Source organism: Butyrivibrio sp. AE2032 (assembly GCF_000702965.1).
In genome coordinates, this window is the sequence record NZ_JNLF01000004.1 from 595801 (window position 1) to 617323 (window position 21523).

A 21523-nucleotide genomic window follows, 5' to 3' on the forward strand; every position below is an offset into this window, starting at 1 on the left:
TACCTACCTGTTGATCTTATTCCACAACGCGTTGAATTTCTTGTCATTGATCAGACAGAGTGTATAATCGATCGATTCTTTTGCAGTCTCACCTAGCAGGCTGAATGTACTAACAGCGTTGTGGCTTTCAAACAGCTTGATGATGTCTGTCGTTTTCTCTTCTGAAGTGTCGAAAACGTCTGCCAGATCTCTTGCTTCTATAAGAAGCTCTTCCGCTTTTTCTTTATCACCGCTCTTGAAATACGCATAACTTTCCGAGGTTAAATACGAACACTTCGTCTTATCAAAGAAACACATTTCGTCCGTTTTTCTGATAGTTTCAGTAAACTCGATGCACCATCTTGAGAGCATCTTGATCCTGTTTAGATCACCTATATTTTTATAGTAGAAGAGCAGTCCCGAAGTAGTGTTGATCATCTCGAAAGTGAGTTCGGTAAAACTTAAGATCAGCTTTCTGTAGCAATCATCTCCGCTATCGCCGCTCAAAGATGTAAGCAATCCGATCTTCGAATTGAAGACACCGGCTTCATTGTTTTTGAGCATCATGGAAATAGCTCTGTCACTATCACCTGTCAGGAAATACAGAAGCGCAATGCTGCCTATCAGCGAGAGCCTTCCAAAACGCGGATTGATATCATATGGAACGATCACCAATGCTTTTTCGAAAAGCGAAATCGCTCTCTTCATCATATCGTTATTCTTCTCTTCGATACCGAATGCGGAAAACACATTTCCGGCAGCAACGATCACACCGAAATCATTAGGATATTTAACAAGTGCTTTCTCCGCTTCTTCGAATACCGAACGGTCTTTTTTACCCAACAGTTCATAGATATGATCTGTGATCATTCCCTTTCTCTTATCCGCCATCTCATAACCCAAAAGGTTATCAACAGATGTATCAAAAAGATCGGCGATCCTGACGAGCATACTGATCTCAGGAGACGTAAGGTTTGCCTCCCACTTATAAACTGCACCCACCGTAACGCCCAAAGCATTTGCCAATGCTTCCTGTGTAAGCGAACGTTCTTTTCTCATTCTCTTGATGTTTTCAGCCAGTTTGAGTTCCATGTCCGTCACTCCTTTGAAACTTCATTTGATCTAATGATAGCGGAAATCAACTCCGGTTTGAACTGACTGCCAATACTATTTGGATATTTATTTTTATACCAACAGGGAGGGTAGTTTCACAAAAAGCAGACATCAATCTATTTTATTCTCTATAATTTCAGACAAAGAAAACATATTAATCAGGAGGCAGAGCCATGAAAGGAATGAAGAGAATCACGACACTCTTATTAGCAGGTTCCATGGCTCTTACTTTCAGCGCATGTGTACGAAATGACCGCATGAAGCGAACCCCGGAAGTTGGACGGAATAAATAAGCAGAAAAATCTCAGACGTTAACCAAAATCCTGAGCATGGTTATGTTTTTTACCATAGCATTTATTGTTTTCGAGAACTCGCGAAAACACCCCAAAAGACTTATCAGATATGATAAAGACCTGTCATCTCCCGCTCCATGTATTCAGAAGTTCCAACCATAACCCCAACAAGTACAAGATTCCCACTCCCATCAACACTTCCGAAATTAAGCCTGTAGATGACACCGTTATCGCCAAGATAATAGAGGCTATCGCCATAGAACGAATTATCGATCTCATAAGCAGGAGTTCCGTATTGCGCGATAAAATCTTCTTTAGTCATACCGAATGCAATGTCATTCAGTTCAAACCCGATTCCCAAATCATTTCTGATTTTTACAGCAGCGACCTGGTCAAAACCTCTTGTATGGGCATAGCTGTCATAACCGTAGCTTCTGTCTAAATACACAAAGAACTGCGGAGCATCGTAATGCATATTATCGCTGCCAAATATCCACAGCATAATACATCCGTCGAAATACTCGTAATCCGTGTCGTACCCCAATTTAGTCAGATCATCAACGGTACAAGGAAGCGTGACTTCATCTCCATCGATCTTAAACGTCCCAGAGATTGGTCTAGAGCCTTCGGCAGGAGTAAACTCTGTCACTGCAGGTATATTGCTGACTATAGTGTTTATTCCGATTATAAGCTGTCCAAATAATCCGTATACGAAAAAAATCATTCCGCAAAAAACGATCAAAGCGCCGCAAATGATTCCTGCAACAAATGTTTTTTTACCCTTTGCAGTGAAAACTATCGATACGATCAGCAGGACTGTTCCCACAAGAAATGCGATAGCACTGACCGTAGTGATTATCGAATAAACTAAAGTGTTATCCATAATCCTGCCCCCTCTGAAATCAATTAATTCAGACACTATGTATTTACTTCAGAAAACCGTCTTTTTCTTCACAACAAAACAATATGGCGTTATTGAGCATGTTGCTAGATGACTATCATTCGTTAACTTTTTCCTCTGTTGTTCTCAAAATCTGTTATAGCCTTGCGCACTTTAAAAAGGTCTTTTTTGATCTTGTCTCTTTCTTCGATAAGCGGTTTAAGCTTTCTTTCGAGGTCTTTAGCTGTAGATTGGGTTGCAGAATAACTTAATAACGGCTCGTAAACAATATATTCAGCAAAAATATCCTGGTATCTCTTGTAATGCTCCCATTTTTGTTTAACAGGCTTGATCTCCGTCTCTTTCTTCCAAAGGAGTTCAAACGTGTTGATAAGCTTTATGCAAAGTGAAAAAAACTCTTTGTCTTTCTCCCATGCGCGGAGCTTACCTTCTTCGGCACGTTCTCTGACATTCTTGATCCTGACTGTTGATAAAGCGGAAGGAACCTCAACATCGTTAAAAGATTTCCATTTGCCCGCGCAAAGGATGCGTCCCCGCAATGCTTCAAAATCGTAGGAGCATGTCATAAGAATACATTTGTACCATATGTCTGCGTCATTAAACTCTCCAATCGCTAAGGATTTTCTGGCCTTGGATGCAGCATCCCTGTCAAAGATGACCGAGCTTCCATACGACACGCCACAGTGAGTGCATCTGTAGATCTTATTCTCCTTGTCAGGGAGCAGTTCAGCACCGCATTGAGTGCAAGTCACCTTGATACTGTTATTCATTCCCTGCTCCTCTGAATAATCCTGAAGCGAGCTGTACACCGGTGCCTGCTTATCCGAGCCGGAATGATCCATCAACAATAACTCACGGTAATAGTTGTCATACTTATTCTCAATCTCATCGAGCTTTTTTCTGGTTTCAATTAACTCTTTCCTGATGTAATACATTTTCTTTTTATGGGAATTACTACCAAAATGTCCCGTCACCTTGACCAGTACTACAATAATTATAAATAAAACAGCACATCCTATGCCACAATATATGCCTGACACGGGGGTACCGCTTACGAAAACTCCCAGAGTCAACAGTATAAACAGGAACATGAAAAAGCACAGTAATCCACGACCGCTTTCCTCTGTCTGATTTTGTTTTGCAATCTCATTCTTGGATTTATTTTCTGCATTAGTCAGCTCACTTTGGAGCCTGGTCTGTTCTTCTATGGTAACAAGCAGTTCTCCGATCCTTGTGAAAAATGGAACATCTTCTTTCTTTGCGCGCTTCTTTACATCAGTCAGCTCATTAACCATGCCCGTCCACTCACAGGACCTAATCCTGTCCATCGACTGGAAAGATTCGAGACTTCTGAGTTTTCCCGCGCAGAGCACAATACCCTTAAGAGCATCGAAATCCTGTGGTTCACTTTTCAGAATGGAATCAAACTTATCTTTGGCGGCATTGAACTCCGTTTGCTTCATGTTTGTTTCCGCATCATTCAGGATCTCTCTTTTATGCATTTTGGCAGCATCGAAACCATTTCCGCAGAAAGGGCACTTAAATACTTCTTCGCTTCTGTTAACGATCAGAGCGCCGCCGCAAGTCGCACATGTATACCTGACTAATTCTCTCATTGGTCTTATCCCCATTAAATGAAAAGCAAAGTCAATTAGCAGATAGATATTCTTCCTTCAGTATCTCCATCTCCACTACATTCCATGGATCTTTTTTTACGATCTCCGTATCATGGAATCCGACTCTCTTATAACATGCATGTGCACGACTATTATTCTCAAAAACACCGATCGTAATCTTTTCTACTCCGAGGATCTCAAAGGCATATTTCATTCCCAGACGGAGCATCTCAGTACCATAGCCTTTTCCGCGTATATTTCCGTCAACGATGACCCAGCCGAACCTAAGCGTCTTATTATCACCGTTAAGATATCTCATGATAAAGTGTCCGACGGCACCGCTTTCATCAAAGGCGATCCAGGGATAGAAATTATCCTTTTCCATGCAAAGACCATTCTTGTTCTTATATACATCGGCTATGATGTCTCCATTAATCGGAAAATCACCGAAGAGTTCTCCGCCCCATTTCATAAAGGTATCTTTGTCCTGTATCCACTGTGAGATCGTCTCGGCATCAGCTTCCTTATACTGTCTGAGTCTTAACATAGATTCCTCCAACTCCCGATTTATCTAACAAATTGTATCATACGACCGATGGCTGGTCTGAAGTGAACCCCGGAAGTTGGACGGAATAAATAAGCAGAAAAATCTCAGACGTTAACCAAACGTTAACCAAAATCCTGAGCATGGTTACCAAATAGTTACCATTTCGGTCCTTTTATTGCTTATCTAACGATTCCCCGGGCAAAAGAAAAACCCTTGAAACGCTATGTTTTCAAGGGTTTTAGTAATGGAGCCATTTGTGGGACTCGAACCCACGACCTGCTGATTACAAATCAGCTGCTCTACCAACTGAGCTAAGATGGCAATTACGCCTTAAGCACGCAAGATTATAACTAATCGTTTATTCAAAGTCAAACAGATTTCTGCATTTTTTTCAGGTTTTTTATCAGATTTGCTTCTTTTCGCATTTTGAGCACCTATACTATTGGGGTATAATTGTCATATCAGGTCCTTTTGGGGGTTTTTATGGCGATAATCACAATCTCAAGGCAGAACGGAAGTTTAGGCGATGAGATCGCCGAAGAACTTGCCTTACGCCTCGGCACAAAGGTGATATCGCGCAAATACGCACTAGAGAATTTCTTTGGAGAGATAAACTGCGGAACTCTTGACAGACTGAACGAGAGCGCCAAATTCTTTTCGACAACAGTTCCAGGCGGCAAAAGAACATATGCGGACATACTCGTCGAGAGGATCCGTGAGATGGCAACCCAGGCAAAGGACAGGAATCTTGTCATCCTCGGAATGGGAGGCAGTGTTCTGCTTGCAGGTTTCCCGGGAACAATTCATGTTAGAGTCATTGCAAGCGAGACCACGCGTCTCAACTTAATAGCCCGGCAGTACAGGATTACGGCCGATGAAGCGGTTGAGGTTCTCAACATAGCCGACCGCAAGCACAGAAAATTCGTCCGCACAGTTTACGGTGCTGATATTACCAATCCGGAGCAGTTTGACCTTATCCTCAACACCGACAGGCTTAGCGTCGATGAATGCGTCGATTCGATAATCGAACTGGCCAGAAAGCACGATATCAGAGTCAGGCTCGCACAATCCAACAAAAAATCAGGTACCATAGATCATCAGACGCGTAAAGTCGTTTTCAAAAATGAGACTGAAGAAGAGTTCGCAAAGATACTGACGATGTACAACATCGAATGGCTTTATGAGCCCAAGACGTTTCCCGTCGAATGGGACGCTGAAGGCAATGTCACCATGGCGATATCTCCGGACTTCTACCTGCCAAAGTTTAATCTGTATCTTGAACTCACGACGATGGATCAGCGTTATGTGACTAAGAAAAACAAGAAGATGCGCCTTGTAAGGGAACTATATCCCGGCACAAACATCCGTATCGTTTATAAGAAGGATTTCATGGAACTCCTGGACCGTCTGAAGCAATTCGGGGGCCAGGGTGATACAACCCAGGGGGATTGATCTAAGTGGCTAATCTCGAAGAAACACTCAATATCGAACACGTTGTCTACAGCGAAGAAACGATCAAAGCCAGAGTAAAAGAACTCGGAGCACAGATAACTGAAGACTATAAGGACAAAGAACTTGTCGTTATCGGCGTCATCCGCGGCTCCTTATATTTCCTTTCCGATCTTACAAGAGCGATCGATCTTCCGGTAAAGATCGATATGGTCGGCTTTTCAAATATCCCGGATACAACATCAAAGACAGGCATTGTCAGGATAATAAAGGATGTCGATATCGATATCACCAATAAGCACGTACTCGTTGTCGAAGACGTAATAAGGACCGGTCTTACGACTGCCTACATAATCCAGAATCTTGAGATGAAAAAACCTGCAGACATCACGCTCTGCACGATGCTTCTCAATCCCGACAGACTGCTTATGACGATACCGGTCAAGTATTACGGATTCGAGATCAACGATCTTTGGCTCGCAGGTTACGGCCTCGATCATGACGAGATAGGCAGAAACCTTCCTTACATCGCCCAGATACCCAAGAAAAAATAATATCTCAAACACAAAAGATCCCGATGACCTGAATCACCGGGATCTCGTTTTTTGCTCCAACGAACCAAATTAGATTACTTACAAAGACCACGCATTCACGCTCATCTTCCTACGCACTTCCTTCCTACCAAAAGGCCCTTTACTAAACCTACCCGAGCTTTATGTGATATCGTCACAACTAATCGATCTGCTGCGACCCTCTATCACACCGTGCATTTCATGTTTCCTTTCACCGAACTTCACGCTATTCGATTCAGGTCTGCTTCGCATCTGCCATAACAGCTTATTGACGCTTGCAGTTCGACAGCCATATCGGCTACTCGGTTTGCACGATCCGGTGTAACATCCGCCGCGGCATCGGTTCTCTCCTGTCGATGGTGACATCTCACCTACTCGCGGTTCCGAATACCGAATCAACTAATTGTTACAACCTGTGGCTTGCATGTCCTAAGACACCTTCAACCACTCGCTCGTCACTCCCTCAGCTTCCTCTCTCTGACTTCGTATCCACCTTCGATATTATCATCTTCAGCTTCGTTTCCACGGCTTCGCCACAAGTTTTTTACCACTCTGGTTCTTCCCTGCGCCTGCTCGATCATCTGCTTCGGGCGGCCTTCCTCGGACTTGGAAGTTATCGCTTCCGTATTCCTTGGAGCTAGCTTAATGATATATGCTGCACTTTCACTTAGCAATATCGCAGAAGATACCAAATGAAAATCATTTGATTGTGCATTATGCACAATACTTGGTATATCAAAGTGTTGCCATTTTATGCGTAATGGCTTAAAAGCATTGATTTATATGATATTTAAGTTACAAACTCAGAAAAGATCGGAAACCGAAGTAATGCCCGCTTTTGCGAGGAGACTGATTACGAGCATGATGATTCCGGCCATAAGGACTCCGAGAACAACTGCCTTGGTCGTCTTTTTAAGATCAAAGTCGAGCATGGAAGCTGCTAAAGTTCCTGTCCATGCACCTGTACCGGGAAGCGGTATTCCTACAAACAGCATCAACGCGATAAATGCGCCATGCTTCTTAGAATTGGCGGTCAGCTTCTTTCCTGCCTTCTCGCCCTTCTGGAGGATCCATTTAAAGATACCGCTGCCATGTTTCCAGGTGCTTCCCCATTCAAGGACCTTCCTGGCAAACAGATAGATAAACGGAACCGGGATCATGTTGCCGACAATACATACAGCCAAAGTTATATATTCATTCAGACCGAAATATGTAACTCCGATAGGCACAGCGCCACGGAGCTCAATGATCGGGACCATCGAAATAAAAAAAACCAGAATGTATTTAACTATTGTCGGCATATTCGTTCCTCCACACCGCAATAATTTAACACATAACGGTCTAAAAAACCAAATAAAAGATCAGATGACTTTACTTTTATTAAGATGTGCTCTTATCTCGTCTCTCATGTGATACATCTTCTGCACACTGTTCTCAAGAAAATAGTAGTGCATGACATATCCTACCGACAGGCCGAAGAATATCAGCACCAAAAAGATCCCTGCAATAAGGAACTCAGGAGGAAGAACAAACAGACAGAAGATCTCGAAAAGGAGCCAGGATGCAAAAGCAAGCGTTACCATCAGGTGGATGAGCCTTTCATGCTGGAAATATGCGATCTTCGTCTCAAATTCGGAAAGGACTTCACGGGTCTTTTCCTCAGGCGCATTCTTCATCTCTCCGTCCATATACTGCTGAACCGCATTCATAGTCTGCTGTACGTATTTTTTCATAGACCAAACCTCCGGTTGATGTAGTTGATGACCTGTCTCTTGTTTTTTGTCCATTCCGGAGCAATGAGTATCTTCTTCGGACCATCACCCGTGAACCTGTGGACCACGGCCGTCTCCGGCAGAAGTCCAATAGCATCTTCCACAATATCAAAATACTCTTCCATCTCAAGTATCTCAACTTTATTATCTGCAAACAGTTTTTCCAAAGGAGTGTCTTTCAGCACATAAAGACACGTGAACTTATATCCGTCACTTCCTGCAGCAACACATGTCCTGACTGTATCCATCATCATTTTGCGCGTCTCGCCGGGAAGGCCGAAGATAATGTGCGTTATAACATCAGCGCCTATGGCCTTCAGAGCACTTACGGCTTCGACATATTCTCCGGTCTTATAGCAGCGGTTAATGAAGCGCGCAGTCTCATCATTTGATGTCTGAAGACCGAGCTCGATAAAAAGCGGCATTCTCTTGGCCTGTTTTTCGAGCACTTTCAGTATATCCGGACCAAGGCAGTCCGGCCTTGTGGCAATGGAGACTGCTTCTATCTTTTCTGATGAGGATGCTTCTTCCAAAACCTGTTCCAGATAGACAGGATCGCAGTATGTACTCGTAAAGCTTTGGAAATATGCGATGTATCCGGCGTCTTTTCCTGCCTTTTTGCTGACCTGGTCAATGGCAGTTTTTATCTGCTCTGTTACGCTTCCGCCAGCTCTGCAGTGAGCGGCGAATTCACCCGATCCGCCTTCCGAGCAGAAAATGCATCCGCCCGTACCTTTGCTCCCGTCTCTGTTCGGGCATGTGACATCCAGACTGACGGAAGCCTTATACATCTTGTGCCCGAACAATTCCCTGAAATACCTGTTTGCCGTTATCATCAAAGACCGTCCTCCGGGTGAAACGGGTCTGACATGGTCCCTGCCGTCCGGTTCTTTACCGGCACGGGTTCAGCTTCCGCCGCGCTTTTTATCACACTTGAACCATATCGCCTGTTCAGATCATCTATGGCTTTATTGAGCCTGCTGTCGCGCTCTGCCACCTGCGTTTCAGTAAAGATGGAAAGCTGTTCTCCGCAGCTGTCACTGACGAGTTTTGTGCATCTGACGCCAATGCTCCTGACGCCCTTCTTCCAGTCATACGACTCTTTGAAAAGTTCTTTTGCAGCTGCAAAGATAACTCCTTCATCATCTGTCGGCTTATAAAGGATGCGCTGCTTTTCATAGATCCCCAGATCCCTGTCCCTTACGGTTATCTGCACTACACTGCCTTTAAGCGAATGCTTGCGGAGTCTTCCGGCAACGCTCTCTGAAAGCATGTGCAGGGTTTTCTCGATCTGTCTGTCAGAGGTCATGTCTTCGGCTGTCGTTGTCGAATTGCCGATCGATTTCGGAGTGCGTTTATACCCCGATTCCGCAACCGGGGAATCGTCCATTCCGTTTGCATATTGCCAGAGCGTAATGCCCGCTCTGCCGAGATATCTGCTGATGTATCCTTCATCTGTTCCGGCAAGATCACCTATGGTGTTTATGTTTATCTTTGAGAGTTTTTCGGCGGTATGTTTCCCGACGAAAAGGAGATCTGACACTGGCAGCGGCCATACCTTTTCCTGCCAGTCCTCATCACTGAATACAGTCGTCGCGTCAGGTTTTTTGTAGTCGCTTCCGAGTTTTGCAAACACCTTATTGAAACTTATGCCTACAGAACAGGTAAGTTTGAATTCCTCCTTAACCCTGTTCCTTATCTCAAGCGCAAGTTCCTCAGCCTGAGCGTAATCACAGACTATCCCCGTCAGATCGAGCCAGCATTCATCAAGTCCGAACGGCTCTACCAGATCGGTATATTCCGAATACATCTCCCTGAGTTTTTTTGAATAAAACACATACTTCTCATGGTGGGCATCGACCAGCACAAGATCAGGACATTTTGCCTGCGCCTGCCATATCGCTTCGGCGGTCTTTATGCCGTACTTTTTTGCCGGTTCGTTCTTGGCGAGGATGATACCGTGCCTGACCTTCGCATCACCAGCGACAGCCATCGGAACATCTCTGAGTTCCGGTCTTGATATCATCTCCACTGAAGCAAAATAGCAGTTCTGGTCAATGTGAAAGATAATCCTCTTCATGCTGAACATAATAACATCAAACGAACATATTTTCTATATGTGGCATATCCGTAATAATTATGAAATTAATTGTAACTTATTGCTTTTAACTATATAAAAACACTTTGACGTGTTGTATACTTACTCTGTGAAAATCAAAAAATTGCTATCATATAAAACCGTGTGCCGGCATATCCGGCAGATAGCTAAAGGAATAATAATTTAAACGGGAGGTATTTTAATGGCAAAGCAAAAAGTATTTCTTGTAGATGATGACAGCGATATCTTAGTTCTCAACCGCGATTTCCTCGAGAGTGAGGGTTACGATGTTGTTACCGCTTCCTCATGTGCTGAAGCTATGGAGAAGATCAAGCTTCATAATTTCTCCTGCATCGTTCTTGATGTAATGCTCCCTGACGGAAGCGCTTTTGATCTTGCACCCAAGATCAAGGAATATACGGATTGTCCTATCATCTTCCTTACAGCAAAGGATCAGCAGGAAGATGTCATCAACGGATTTAAGGTTGGCGCAGATGACTACATCACCAAGCCTTATTCACTGCCTGAGCTGAGCCTTCGTATCAATGTTCACATCAAGCGCAACATGAAGAGCGAGGGATTCCTGGTAGAATATCCGCCGCTCCGCATCAACATCAAGACACGTGAGGTTACCCTTAAGGAGAAGCCTCTGCATCTTACGAACCGTGAGTTCGACATTCTCTGCCTCCTCGCAGAGACACCTAACGTCATAGTTCCTTTCACCAGGATCTATTCCCATGTATGGGGCGATGATTCACCGTGTGACAATCATCTCGTAATGGTAAACATCTCTTATCTGCGTAAAAAGATGGAGAAGATCGCACCGGAGATCACATTCGTAAAGACCGAGTGGGGCATCGGCTACTCTTTCGCTTATCCGCCGGTCAAGAACAGTATGAACACACAGTTCTGATCTCAAAAAATCGTTTTAAATTAATGCGGGGCTGTCATAGTCCCGCTTAATCATTTCAGGGAATGGCACAATACAAGCACAGCAGATCATTAAACGTCAGGCTTTCGGGTCTGGATAATCACGGCAGGACCTTCAGCGGTACCATGGTCGCTTTTATCTTCGCCCTGCTCCTGATGTTCGTGCTGGCCGGAATTATAGCTATCTCCGTTAGTTTTGCGAGTGATTCGCCTGAAGAGATCTCCGAAAGCGGAGCAATCGTGCTGAGCAGCGAGCTGGCCAGCGGCGGCATCTACAGCGATCACATCAACAGCGGATGGACATTCATTCCAAACCTGACACCAGAAGTCGCAAAGACAAGTCTGGACAATACATCAGGCTACGATATGGATGGTGATGTTTCCACCTGGCCGTCCTCCGTTCTCCTCAAGCACAGGACATATAATAACGGGATAAGCATCACTGACTCATGGCGCGGATGGTTTGACTACAACGGTTCACCCGACTGGCAAAATATGACCGGGGATATCGAATACCAGCACTTTTCCATTGATAACAACGACTGTTACTGTGCCGCATATATCGGGCATTTCGAGTGTGATCCCGATATCCGTTCCCTCACACTTACATTCCACAGATTCAACGGTGCTGCCTGGGTGTACTGCAACGGCGATCTCATGGAACGTATCGGAACCAACTGGCCGTTCTTCAACCTTAATGCATTTGCAGATTACTGCACACTGCTTCCAAACGAGGATGGAAAGATCGATCTGGTTATCATCATAGCCTGCGATTCCAACGTCTCCAATCCCGGCATCCTTTCAGACCCGATCATAGGAACCGCAGCAGCAAACGATGCACGCACGGCGATTACGGGCGGTCACTTTGCAATCGTAATAGTATTGTCGATCGTAGCCATCGCCGTTGTATCACACATCATTCTCAACTCCACAAAAAACAGGTGGCTGTTCCTTTGTTTCTTCATAAGCTTTGCAGCGATTCTTTTCTATTATCTGGATGACGCGCGGTTTTTGGCAGTCAACAGTCATGTCCGGGCAGATCTCAGGTATATCCTGATAATCGTCTCCTCTGCCGCATGCTTTTTTGAAAACTCCCAGTTCTTTGCGGGAACAAAAACAAGAAACAAGTACTTTTTCCTGAAGAATATTCACTTCCTCGTTTTCGCGATAGGTCTTTTATTCCTTATCGCCTATTTCTTCTTCAGTTTTGTATCCGGCTTCCTTCTTCCCGAATTCGTGGCATTGATGTTTGCCATAACGGCAGTAATGTTCGGCATCTTCATCGATCTGTTCTTCTATAACAAGGAAAACCAGCGGAGTCTTCTTTTCGCACTGCTTTACAGTCTGATGTTCTTCGTTCTTTATCTGTCCATCCTGCTGGATAACATGATCGCTTCGATTATTCCGACATACAGCAACCTCTTTGCGGTATTTGCCATCACGGCCGAGATCTTCCTGGCCATCTCATACATCAACCAGCAGCAGGAACTGAAACGAAGCGCTGCCGTTCTCAAGCGTCAGGTAAGGGAAAAGACCGTATTCATCTCAGAGATCAACCGCGACCTCGTCATCACGAACAAGAGACTCATGGAAGGCGAAGCGGCACGTAAGAACGTCCTCAGCAATGTTTCTCATGATCTGAGAACGCCGATCACCGCAATTAGAGGATACGCCGAACTGATGCTTTCCGCTCAGGACAGCATGAATCCCGAACAGCGTCAGGCATATCTGAGCAATATCGTACGCCGTTCCGAACAGATGGAGAGGATCGTATCGGATATCATGGAGCTCACGCGAATGGAATCAAGTGACTCTGACTTCCACTACACTTCCGTATCGATCGCCGAGATGCTCGATGAACTCGTAATGATGTATTCGATGGATCTTGAAGACACAGATAAGCACCTGACATTGGATCTCCCCATGCGCGACTCACTGATCGTCAAGGCAGATCCTGCCAAGCTTTCCCGTGTATTCGAGAATCTCATATCCAATGCGATCAACTATACGGGCCCTCAGGCCGAGATCGTAATAACGGCATGGCGTTCCGGAGAATCAGCAAACATCGTTACCCAAAAGATCCACATAACCGTGGAAGACAACGGCATCGGCATTCCAGAACAGGATATCCCCAGGATCTTCGACCGCTTCTACAGGGCGCACAATTCAGGTGTCAACATCAAAGGAACCGGTTTGGGTCTTGCGATCGTCAAGCTCATATGCGACAAGCATGATGCCGAGATAAATGTCACGAGCACGCTCGGAAAAGGAACGAAGTTCGAAGTAATCCTCTCCGCTTCCTATTAAAGACACGGACATAATTCAAGACAAGGAAAGGGACGCCCTAAAGACGTCCCTTTTATACATTATTATATTCCGGTACCGGTTATCAGCCGTTAGCCTGGAAATAGTTGTTGATCTCTTCGATAAGAGCATCACAATCCATTCCGTGAACCATGCATGCTTCTTCAATGGTCTCGCCGGAAGCCATTGCACAGCCGAGGCAGTGCAGTCCGGAAGCCATGAGGATAGGAGCGATGCCCTCATCCTGCATTACAATATCACCGATGATCGTATCTTTTGTAACTACCATCTCGTTACCTCCGATTTATTTTTTGCACCACAAGCATACACTATAAGCACAAATAAATCTTGTATAAAAATGCTGTTTTTACCATTTGCCCGTCAATTGCCTCAGCGGACTTGCGCTTTCATATCCTTCCGGATGTGTCATCTAATGCAGAAAAAGTCCCGAAAACCTATCATTTAGTGCTTTTTTTGCCTGATAACTCTTGACATCGCTTTGTGTTATATCAATAATGAAATCATCATAAAAAAGGCCCTTTTTGAGGCTGTTATAGGAGGAAACCCATATGAACAAGTCACAGCTTATTGACAAGATCGCAGCAGATACCGGTCTGAGCAAGAAGGATGCAGAAGCAGCTCTCAAGGCTACACTTGGTGCTATCGAGGGCGCACTCGTAAAGAATGACAAGGTTGTTCTTGTAGGCTTCGGTACCTTCAAGACAAAGAAGCTCGCAGCCAGAAGCGGACGCAATCCCGCTACAGGCGACAAGATCAAGATCGCAGCTTCCACAGTTCCTACATTCAAGGCAGGAAAGTCTCTCAAGGACAAGGTAAATGCCAAGAAGGGCAAGAAGAAGTAATCTCAACTTTTTTAACTTGATTTCTTCAAGGACTGTCTCATCGCCATGAGGCAGTCCTTTTTTAATTCAGCGGATCCATTAAACCCAGCCTTCTCTCGATCCTGGACTGTATGCATCTGACAGCCGCACGGCTCCTCATATTTTTGAGACTGCTCCTTGTTATCGCATATCTGACATCCCGCTCACACTGTTCATAGCTTAAGCTGAATTCCTTTCCCGTCTCACAATACAGCCCCTTCATGGTCGTCGGAAGCGGCATCCCGTTCCTGAAAGCGGTAAAGAGCGCCTTGGATATGATTATGGTTCCCATCAGAGCCATGTCGAATCCGTATTCTCTTAATACAGACTTTATGCACAGTTCGAGATAAGCTGCCTCTCTTTCCTGCTCCGTCGTATTATGAGGATTTATCGACGTCACCCTGCCAGGAACATCATATCTGTTGCTCCTGCCGTCGACTATATAATGAAGAACGCCGTATTCGTCTTCCACTGCGATCACGCCTTTCTTCTGGAGCAACGTGTTGATATTCTCCAGCAGGCTCAAGTCGCTGCATACGACCGACATCTCCACCTGGCCTTTTTTGATATCACGGTTTTCCATCTGTATTCACCTCCTCGGTCTTGACTGATGAAGAAAGTGTACATTCGAAAACCGCGTTTGTGGGGACAAATTGCTCCAGAATGAAAAAAACACCCGAAAATTGAGACTATACGGGGGTCGTGAGACTAGTCTCAATTTTTTTACGACTCAGTTTCCTTTGCCGGAACCTGTTCACCCTCCTGTTCGGAGTCGGTTACCTTGGTCCATTCGACCGTATATAACGAATACTGGGTGTGCTTTACTCTCACCGTATCACCCTCGTTAAGAGTGTTGCGCAGAGGATTTGCATAGTAATAATCACCGTCGATCACAAAGTAGTTCTTCATAAAACCTATCTTTGTGACAGTACCGGTATTGTAGTAGTAATTGCTGTTTATCATGGAGTTGATGTCCATCAGTCTCGGAGCGGTGTAAAGAGCGATATCGACTATGGCGATAAGCGCAAATGCGATCGGAAAAAAATACGTGAGGACATGCTTTGTCTTCTTCCTCTTGTTGCGTCCGGCGCAGATGCAGGTCAGGACGATGAATATCACCGTAACGAGCAGATGAGCAGCCAGATTTACAATAAAGTACCGCATATATACTTAATCTCCGTATACCTCTTCGGGTATTACCGCTATGAAATCGGCACTGATGTCAGTATCGCATGAAGGAACATCCGAACATATCTGGAATTCATAACAGATACCGAGCAGATAAGGTCTTCCTGCTCCCATGCTTCCGAAACAACGGTCATAGTATCCGCCTCCGGCGCCTAATCTCGTACCTTCTTCATTATATGCAAGCGCAGGCAGCACGACAACATCTATGTCCTTCAGAGCCACCGGAGCAGCCGTAGCCACGGGTTCCTTAATTCCCATCGATGACACTTCAAAATTCTCATCTGCGAGACTGCCGCAATCATAAAACACCATTTCTCCGTCTTCAATCCTGGGAAAGCAGCATATTATTCCCTTCGCCATAAAAGCCTCAGCCAGACCATCGACAGGCACCTCGCCCTTATATGACCTGTAAAGCGCGATCCTTTTAGCGTTCCCGAGCTTTGACATGAGCTCATCATCTGTGATCGAAAAGATGAAGTCAGGAAGGTCCTTGCCGATACCTGCCAGTACATCCTGAGGTATCGCGGATCTCCTCTTCCTTATCTCTTTTCTTATCCTTGCTTTCTCTTCACTGATATCCATAAACTCAACCCTTGGCGATCATTTCCTTAAGTTCTTCGAGTCTGATTATCGGAACGCCCAGTTCCCTGGCCTTGCGCTCTTTCGAGCCGGCATCAGCGCCCATGAGAAGATAGGAAGTCTTCTTCGACACTGATGATACAGGCTTTCCGCCGTTGCTCTCGATGAGGTTCTCGGCTTCACTTCTGGACATGCCCTCAAGCGTTCCCGTAATGCAGAATGTGAGACCTGAAAGCGCAGTTCCCTGCAGTTCATTTTCTTCTTTTGCGAAATTCAGCCCGAGTGCCTTGAGCCGGGACATCAGTTCTCTGTTCCCCTCATCACGGAAGAAACTGAAGATCGCTTCAGCAGAGATATCTCCTATGTCCTGAACGCTTACAAGGGCTTCCCTGTCTGCTTCCTCGATCGCGCTGATCGAACCGAATGTTCTGATCAGTTCCTTTGCGGTAGCTTTACCTACACCGGGGATACCGAGTCCTGCCAGCACCTTATCCGCAGGAGTCTCCACCCTTGCAGCCTCGATCGCCGCCAGAAGCTTATCCGTATTGTGTGCAAGGCCCAGCACCTTTTCCTCAATTAGTTCTTCCCTCTTGTCCTTAAGTTCGAAAACATCGGCGATATCCTTTAAGAACCCGCCCTCTGCAAGTTTTCTGATGTATTCTGTACCGAAGCCCTTGATATCCATGCAGTCGCGGGACACAAAGTTTACGATACGGTTTACGAGCGTTCCGGGACACATCATGTTGACGCACTTAAGATCTGCGCCTCCTTCATCCCTTACCAGCTTATGACCGCAGACCGGACAGCAGTCCGGCATCTTATATGCCTGCCACTCAGAAGGTCTCTTGGACTTATTTACTTCCTTTATCTTCGGGATTATCTCGCCGGATTTATATACGACGATCGTATCGCCTATGCCGAGACCCAGCTGGTCTATAAAATCCTGATTGTGCAGTGTCGCGCGTGATACCATGGTTCCGCAGAGACTGATGGGTTCAAATATGGCAACAGGCGTAACCCGCCCTGTCCTTCCGGTGTTTACCTCAACCTCAAGAAGACGGGTCTCCTTTTCTTCCGGCGGATACTTGTAGGCTATGGCCCATCTCGGGAACTTGATCGTGTTTCCGAGCTTTGATCTCTCGGACAGATTATTCAGCTTTACGACCGCACCGTCGATATCGTATTCGAGTTCGCCTCTCATCTCACCTATCTTCGTGATCGCGTCCCAGACCTCGTCCGCAGTCCTGCACTTAAAGCAGTTTTCGATTACCTTTACACCGTTGCGCTTAAGGTATTCATATCCTTCAAGATGAGTACTGAATGTAACGCCCTTAGTTTCCTGAACATTAAATATGAAAAGAGACAATCCTCTTTCCTTTGTGATCCTCGTATCAGTCTGTCTCAATGTTCCGGCAGCGCAGTTTCTCGGATTGGCAAAAGTCTTTTTGCCTTCTTCTTCAGCCTTTGCATTGACGTTCTCGAAGGCTTTCCTTGTCATGTAAACCTCGCCCCTGATCTCAATATAAGGGACAGGTTCTTTCATCTGTTTTACGACATCCGGGATCTGTTTGGCGTTCATGGTAACATCTTCGCCTTCCGTAATGCCGTCGCCTCTCGTAACAGCGAGCTTAAGTTCGCCTTCTTCATAACGGAGGGCCATCGACAGACCGTCGATCTTGGTCTCAACAAGGAACTCGGCCTCATCGCCGAATTCGTTTCTCATGGATTCCACAAACTCGTATACTTCTTCTTTTGAGAAGACATCCTGGAGCGAGAGCATTGGGACGTTGTGCTTTACGAGAACTCCCTTTTCGGCCTTCCAGCCGACCCTGACAGACGGAGAATCAGGAACTATCCAGTCGGGATGTTCCTTCTCTATCTGTTTGAGCCTGTTATTCATCGTATCGTATTCGAAATCCGATATCTCAGGTTCGTCCTGGGAATAGTAAAGCTCTGCATAGTGATTGAGTTTCTTTACAAGTTCCAGATATTCCTCATGAACGGGATCGGTATCCTGCAAGCTCGAAAATAAGTCCAACTGTTCCATATCATTTCCTCCTGCTCGAAGTGGCAAGATAAATTATCGGCAGTACCGCGAATGCCGCAAGGAAGAAACCCCATACCAGTTCAGGTATCCCTGCCAGGCCGCTGAAACTGCCCGTAATGTCCAGGTCATTATAATTAGTAATATAAAGGAATTTATCCAAAATGCCGTTCAGTTTTGAGAGCGGCACGAACAAGAGCGAATTGAGAAGAGCCACAGCCAGGGCATACGTATAGATGTCGGTAAACCACTTAAGCCCCTTCTCAAATTTGGTTATGTAGAATATCACTCCGAAAACTGCAGGTATCGCAAGACATATGGCATCCGAAAAGACAACTGACGAATTGATAAGGCTCTTTGCCACCAGCAATGCTATAAAGACCGTCGATATCGCACACGGCATGTATACACCGAGCTTCGTCGAAGCGAGTTTCTGCATCAGTATGATGACCGCTGCGACGATAAAGTATATCGCAAGGGACATGACTATTCCGCCTGCCCCTAATCCCCTGAAAGCATATGTGACGCCGCTCGCGATAAAACGCGCAAAAATATGGAAGGGCTCTGCTACCAGAGTCCCCCACAAAAACAGCATTACTACTGAAATAATACCTGCTCGTTCTTCGCTTCTCATACCGAATCACGACGCATTAGCACGCGCCTTCAAAGTAATAAACAACTTATCCCGGGTAATTCCTTGAGAGATTACTCGTCGAGAGAAGTGAAGTCACCTTCCTCAAGGAAAGCCTTGAGTGTGTTGTATTCTTCAAAATCAAGAGAAATGCCCTTGCCGACCTTCTCATGGTTCGGGCCCCAATCACGGATGTCGAGCTTCGGCTTACCGTTGTTCCACTTTACGATATTAAGCTCACGCTGCCAACCGGACTTGTTCTCCTTAAGAACACCGATCTGCTGGACGATCTCGTATGTGATTTCTGTCTTAGGCATCCAAATTTCCTCCTAACAAATACTAGTTTGATTGTATGAATTATAACACACGAATGCGGACTGCATATAATATAATTAAGAAAAAAGGAGAACTGTCCTCATAATGGAGAAGATTTACCCGGTTATTTTGGTATTGGCAGGTCTTATCCTGGTCTATATCCTGTGGTGTCTTTGCGAACCGTTCTTCCTTGATCTCGACAAAACAGTACTGAAACGTTCATCCCGGGGCAGGTCTTCAGACAGTGAAATAGCGGTCAAAAAGCTCCCGATGAATTCAAAGGGAACCAAGGAAACTCCGGATCTCCGGTTCTTTTTCTTTTCAGATATCCACGCAGAATGGTGTCCGGTCACCTCTAAGCGCTTATGTAAAGCCATAAGAAAGGCTCATGCGGAAGGCGGTCTTGATGCCGTCTTATTCGGAGGTGACATCGTCACTTCTCCCGGAAATGCACCCAAAGGCTATAAATACCTTAATAATATAAGCGCATGCTGCAAAGAACTCGGACTTCCCTTCTACGGCATATCCGGCAATCACGACTGCAGACTTGAGAACGCACCTGAAGCGTCCGGTTTTTCGAGCATCGATAATAAGGTTATTCACCTCACTTCACGCAAGAGCAGCGAAATAATCTCTCTGGCAGGCATCTCCGATACCGGAAGGAAAAACCGCGTATGGCAGCAGATGCCGCCCTGTGACGGCTCCGAGCCTGTCATTCTGCTCGTTCACGACCCTGATGCTTTTATACATCTCGAACCCTCCGGGAGACCTGATTTTATGCTGTCAGGACACCTTCACGGCGGTCAGATGAAGTTCCCTTTCAAGATCGAATTCACCGTACTCAGAAAGACCGATAAGCTTCCCAATATGGGCGCGGTACAGGGGTCCTACGACATCAGCGGCACGACAGTCTTTATCTCAAGAGGACTGGGCTGCGGCATCCTGCCTTTCAGGTTCTTATCATTGCCGGAAGCAACCGTTGTCGAGATCGTTCTCTGAAAACAGTCCTTAAATATATATCTGGTACCTGCGTCGGCATTCCGGCTTTTGCATCTTTTCAACCCTTTTTGTCCTCTCAGAGGGTCAGATTCCGGCACATAAAAGCGAAGAGCTGTCTGAAGTGATCATGTAACGCATTTAACAGTAAAAAAGAGGCTACACCGTAGTGCAGCCTCTGAAGGTTTGTACTTTAAGTCAGTTATTAGCCGAGCTCTGCGAAGTACTTGATTGTTCTTACCATCTGAGATGTGTAAGAATTCTCGTTGTCGTACCAGGAAACAACCTGAACGAGGGAGTTGCCGTCATCCATCTTGGAAACCATTGTCTGGTTAGCATCGAAGAGTGAACCGAACTTCATGCCTACGATATCAGAAGAAACAAGCTTCTCTTCTGTGTAGCCGAAAGACTCGTTTGTAGCAGCCTTCATTGCAGCGTTGATGCCCTCAACTGTAGCCTCACCAGCAACAACAGCGTGGAGGATCGTTGTAGAACCTGTGAATGTAGGAACTCTCTGAGCAGCGCCGATGAGCTTGCCGTTGAGCTCAGGGATAACAAGGCCGATAGCCTTAGCAGCGCCTGTGGAGTTAGGTACGATGTTAGCAGCACCAGCTCTTGCTCTCTGGAGGTCACCCTTTCTCTGAGGACCGTCGAGGATCATCTGGTCGCCTGTGTAAGCGTGAACTGTTGTCATGATACCGCTCTGGATCTTTGCATAATCATTGAGAGCCTTTGTCATAGGAGCAAGGCAGTTTGTTGTGCAGGAAGCAGCAGAGATGATCTTGTCATCAGCTGTGAGTGTTGTGTGGTTAACGTTGTAAACGATTGTAGGGAGATCGTTTCCTGCAGGAGCAGAGATAACAACCTTCTTAGCGCCGGCGTTGATGTGAGCCATGGACTTCTCTTTGGATGTATAGAAACCTGTGCACTCGAGAACAACGTCTACACCGAGCTCGCCCCAAGGGCAATTGTTAGCATCGGATTCCTTGTAGATCTTAAGTGTCTTACCGTCTACTGTGATTGTGTTAGCTTCGTCATCAGAAGTTACTGTGTGCTTATTCTCGCCGAATACACCAGCATATCCGCCCTGAGCTGTGTCATACTTGAGAAGGTGAGCGAGCATGGAAGGCTTTGTAAGATCGTTGATAGCTACAACCTCATAACCCTCAGCACCGAACATCTGTCTGAAAGCAAGACGACCGATACGACCGAAACCGTTAATCGCAACTTTTACTGCCATATTGAATTCCTCCTAAATTCCCTTAACCGGGATTATTAAACTTTTATAGTGCTCTATGGTCTGCACCTTAAGAAT

At 45.6% G+C, this 21523-nt stretch carries 23 protein-coding genes and 1 tRNA gene; 6 read left to right on the plus strand and 18 right to left on the minus strand.

What is annotated here, in order from left to right:
• Positions 1 to 3: 3 nt before the first annotated feature.
• The 5 genes from BO18_RS16720 to BO18_RS16740 all read right to left on the minus strand — a co-directional run bounded on the left by BO18_RS16720 (position 4) and on the right by BO18_RS16740 (position 4770).
• Positions 4 to 1071 (minus strand): helix-turn-helix domain-containing protein, encoded by a 1068-nt coding sequence (locus BO18_RS16720; protein WP_034448171.1) that lies wholly within the window; start codon positions 1069 to 1071, stop codon positions 4 to 6.
• A 417-nt stretch (positions 1072 to 1488) separates the two neighbouring features.
• Positions 1489 to 2268 carry a hypothetical protein gene (locus BO18_RS16725; RefSeq protein WP_034448173.1) on the minus strand — a complete coding sequence of 260 codons (780 nt, stop codon included), beginning with the start codon at positions 2266 to 2268 and terminating at the stop codon, positions 1489 to 1491.
• Positions 2269 to 2390: 122 nt separating this feature from the next.
• Positions 2391 to 3902 carry a hypothetical protein gene (locus BO18_RS16730; RefSeq protein WP_034448176.1) on the minus strand — a complete coding sequence of 504 codons (1512 nt, stop codon included), beginning with the start codon at positions 3900 to 3902 and terminating at the stop codon, positions 2391 to 2393.
• Positions 3903 to 3933: 31 nt separating this feature from the next.
• Positions 3934 to 4449, minus strand: coding sequence for a GNAT family N-acetyltransferase (locus tag BO18_RS16735; RefSeq protein WP_034448177.1), 516 nt, complete (start codon positions 4447 to 4449; stop codon positions 3934 to 3936).
• A 245-nt stretch (positions 4450 to 4694) separates the two neighbouring features.
• Positions 4695 to 4770: transfer RNA gene (locus BO18_RS16740), tRNA-Thr, on the minus strand.
• Positions 4771 to 4932: 162 nt separating this feature from the next.
• Between BO18_RS16740 and BO18_RS16745 the strand changes: the two genes are divergently transcribed.
• Together BO18_RS16745 and hpt are read left to right on the plus strand one after the other, a co-directional pair.
• On the plus strand, positions 4933 to 5901 hold the full coding sequence (locus BO18_RS16745; RefSeq protein WP_051688861.1) for a cytidylate kinase family protein: 969 nt from the start codon (positions 4933 to 4935) through the stop codon (positions 5899 to 5901).
• 5 nt (positions 5902 to 5906) lie between these two features.
• Positions 5907 to 6452 (plus strand): hypoxanthine phosphoribosyltransferase, encoded by a 546-nt coding sequence (gene hpt / locus BO18_RS16750; protein WP_051688862.1) that lies wholly within the window; start codon positions 5907 to 5909, stop codon positions 6450 to 6452.
• Positions 6453 to 6925: 473 nt separating this feature from the next.
• Here the strand turns inward: hpt and BO18_RS36015 are convergent, their stop codons facing one another.
• From BO18_RS36015 to dinB, 5 genes are all read right to left on the minus strand, one after another.
• The gene (locus tag BO18_RS36015) at positions 6926 to 7051 is read right to left on the minus strand and encodes a hypothetical protein (RefSeq protein WP_255350962.1); all 126 of its coding nucleotides are present in this window, start codon (positions 7049 to 7051) and stop codon (positions 6926 to 6928) included.
• 222 nt (positions 7052 to 7273) lie between these two features.
• Positions 7274 to 7771, minus strand: a complete 498-nt coding sequence (locus tag BO18_RS16755; RefSeq protein ID WP_034448179.1) for a COG2426 family protein — start codon at positions 7769 to 7771, stop codon at positions 7274 to 7276.
• A 60-nt stretch (positions 7772 to 7831) separates the two neighbouring features.
• Positions 7832 to 8203 carry a hypothetical protein gene (locus BO18_RS16760; RefSeq protein ID WP_051688863.1) on the minus strand — a complete coding sequence of 124 codons (372 nt, stop codon included), beginning with the start codon at positions 8201 to 8203 and terminating at the stop codon, positions 7832 to 7834.
• Positions 8200 to 9078: a TIGR01212 family radical SAM protein gene (locus tag BO18_RS16765; RefSeq protein WP_034448181.1), complete on the minus strand. Its 879-nt coding sequence runs from the start codon at positions 9076 to 9078 to the stop codon at positions 8200 to 8202. Before BO18_RS16765 ends, BO18_RS16760 begins: the two co-directional genes overlap by 4 nt.
• Complete coding sequence (gene dinB / locus BO18_RS16770; protein ID WP_051688864.1) at positions 9078 to 10331, minus strand: DNA polymerase IV; 1254 nt, start codon at positions 10329 to 10331, stop codon at positions 9078 to 9080. Before dinB ends, BO18_RS16765 begins: the two co-directional genes overlap by 1 nt.
• A gap of 211 nt (positions 10332 to 10542) precedes the next feature.
• Between dinB and BO18_RS16775 the strand changes: the two genes are divergently transcribed.
• Together BO18_RS16775 and BO18_RS32985 are read left to right on the plus strand one after the other, a co-directional pair.
• Positions 10543 to 11253, plus strand: a complete 711-nt coding sequence (locus tag BO18_RS16775) for a response regulator transcription factor (RefSeq protein ID WP_034448184.1) — start codon at positions 10543 to 10545, stop codon at positions 11251 to 11253.
• Between the two features lie 62 nt (positions 11254 to 11315).
• Entirely contained in the window at positions 11316 to 13577 is a 2262-nt protein-coding gene (locus BO18_RS32985) for a sensor histidine kinase (RefSeq protein WP_051688865.1), read from the plus strand.
• An 82-nt stretch (positions 13578 to 13659) separates the two neighbouring features.
• Here BO18_RS32985 and BO18_RS16785 read toward each other — a convergent pair whose 3' ends face one another.
• Complete coding sequence (locus BO18_RS16785) at positions 13660 to 13863, minus strand: DUF1858 domain-containing protein (RefSeq protein WP_034448186.1); 204 nt, start codon at positions 13861 to 13863, stop codon at positions 13660 to 13662.
• Positions 13864 to 14143: 280 nt separating this feature from the next.
• Between BO18_RS16785 and BO18_RS16790 the strand changes: the two genes are divergently transcribed.
• On the plus strand, positions 14144 to 14437 hold the full coding sequence (locus BO18_RS16790; protein ID WP_034448188.1) for an HU family DNA-binding protein: 294 nt from the start codon (positions 14144 to 14146) through the stop codon (positions 14435 to 14437).
• A 61-nt stretch (positions 14438 to 14498) separates the two neighbouring features.
• On the opposite strand, the gene BO18_RS16795 is transcribed toward BO18_RS16790, so the two are convergent.
• The 6 genes from BO18_RS16795 to BO18_RS16820 all read right to left on the minus strand — a co-directional run bounded on the left by BO18_RS16795 (position 14499) and on the right by BO18_RS16820 (position 19214).
• Complete coding sequence (locus tag BO18_RS16795) at positions 14499 to 15038, minus strand: sporulation initiation factor Spo0A C-terminal domain-containing protein (RefSeq protein ID WP_034448191.1); 540 nt, start codon at positions 15036 to 15038, stop codon at positions 14499 to 14501.
• A gap of 140 nt (positions 15039 to 15178) precedes the next feature.
• Positions 15179 to 15619 carry a hypothetical protein gene (locus BO18_RS16800; RefSeq protein WP_034448193.1) on the minus strand — a complete coding sequence of 147 codons (441 nt, stop codon included), beginning with the start codon at positions 15617 to 15619 and terminating at the stop codon, positions 15179 to 15181.
• Between the two features lie 6 nt (positions 15620 to 15625).
• Complete coding sequence (locus BO18_RS16805; RefSeq protein ID WP_034448195.1) at positions 15626 to 16225, minus strand: 5-formyltetrahydrofolate cyclo-ligase; 600 nt, start codon at positions 16223 to 16225, stop codon at positions 15626 to 15628.
• 4 nt (positions 16226 to 16229) lie between these two features.
• Entirely contained in the window at positions 16230 to 18269 is a 2040-nt protein-coding gene (gene ligA / locus BO18_RS16810; protein WP_051688866.1) for an NAD-dependent DNA ligase LigA, read from the minus strand.
• 1 nt (position 18270) lies between these two features.
• Positions 18271 to 18900: a hypothetical protein gene (locus BO18_RS16815; RefSeq protein ID WP_185752486.1), complete on the minus strand. Its 630-nt coding sequence runs from the start codon at positions 18898 to 18900 to the stop codon at positions 18271 to 18273.
• A gap of 71 nt (positions 18901 to 18971) precedes the next feature.
• The gene (locus BO18_RS16820) at positions 18972 to 19214 is read right to left on the minus strand and encodes a YdbC family protein (RefSeq protein WP_034448199.1); all 243 of its coding nucleotides are present in this window, start codon (positions 19212 to 19214) and stop codon (positions 18972 to 18974) included.
• 103 nt (positions 19215 to 19317) lie between these two features.
• Between BO18_RS16820 and BO18_RS32990 the strand changes: the two genes are divergently transcribed.
• Positions 19318 to 20211, plus strand: coding sequence for a metallophosphoesterase (locus tag BO18_RS32990; RefSeq protein WP_051688867.1), 894 nt, complete (start codon positions 19318 to 19320; stop codon positions 20209 to 20211).
• A 202-nt stretch (positions 20212 to 20413) separates the two neighbouring features.
• Here BO18_RS32990 and gap read toward each other — a convergent pair whose 3' ends face one another.
• Positions 20414 to 21448: a type I glyceraldehyde-3-phosphate dehydrogenase gene (gene gap, locus BO18_RS16830; protein WP_034448202.1), complete on the minus strand. Its 1035-nt coding sequence runs from the start codon at positions 21446 to 21448 to the stop codon at positions 20414 to 20416.
• Between the last annotated feature and the right edge of the window lie 75 nt (positions 21449 to 21523).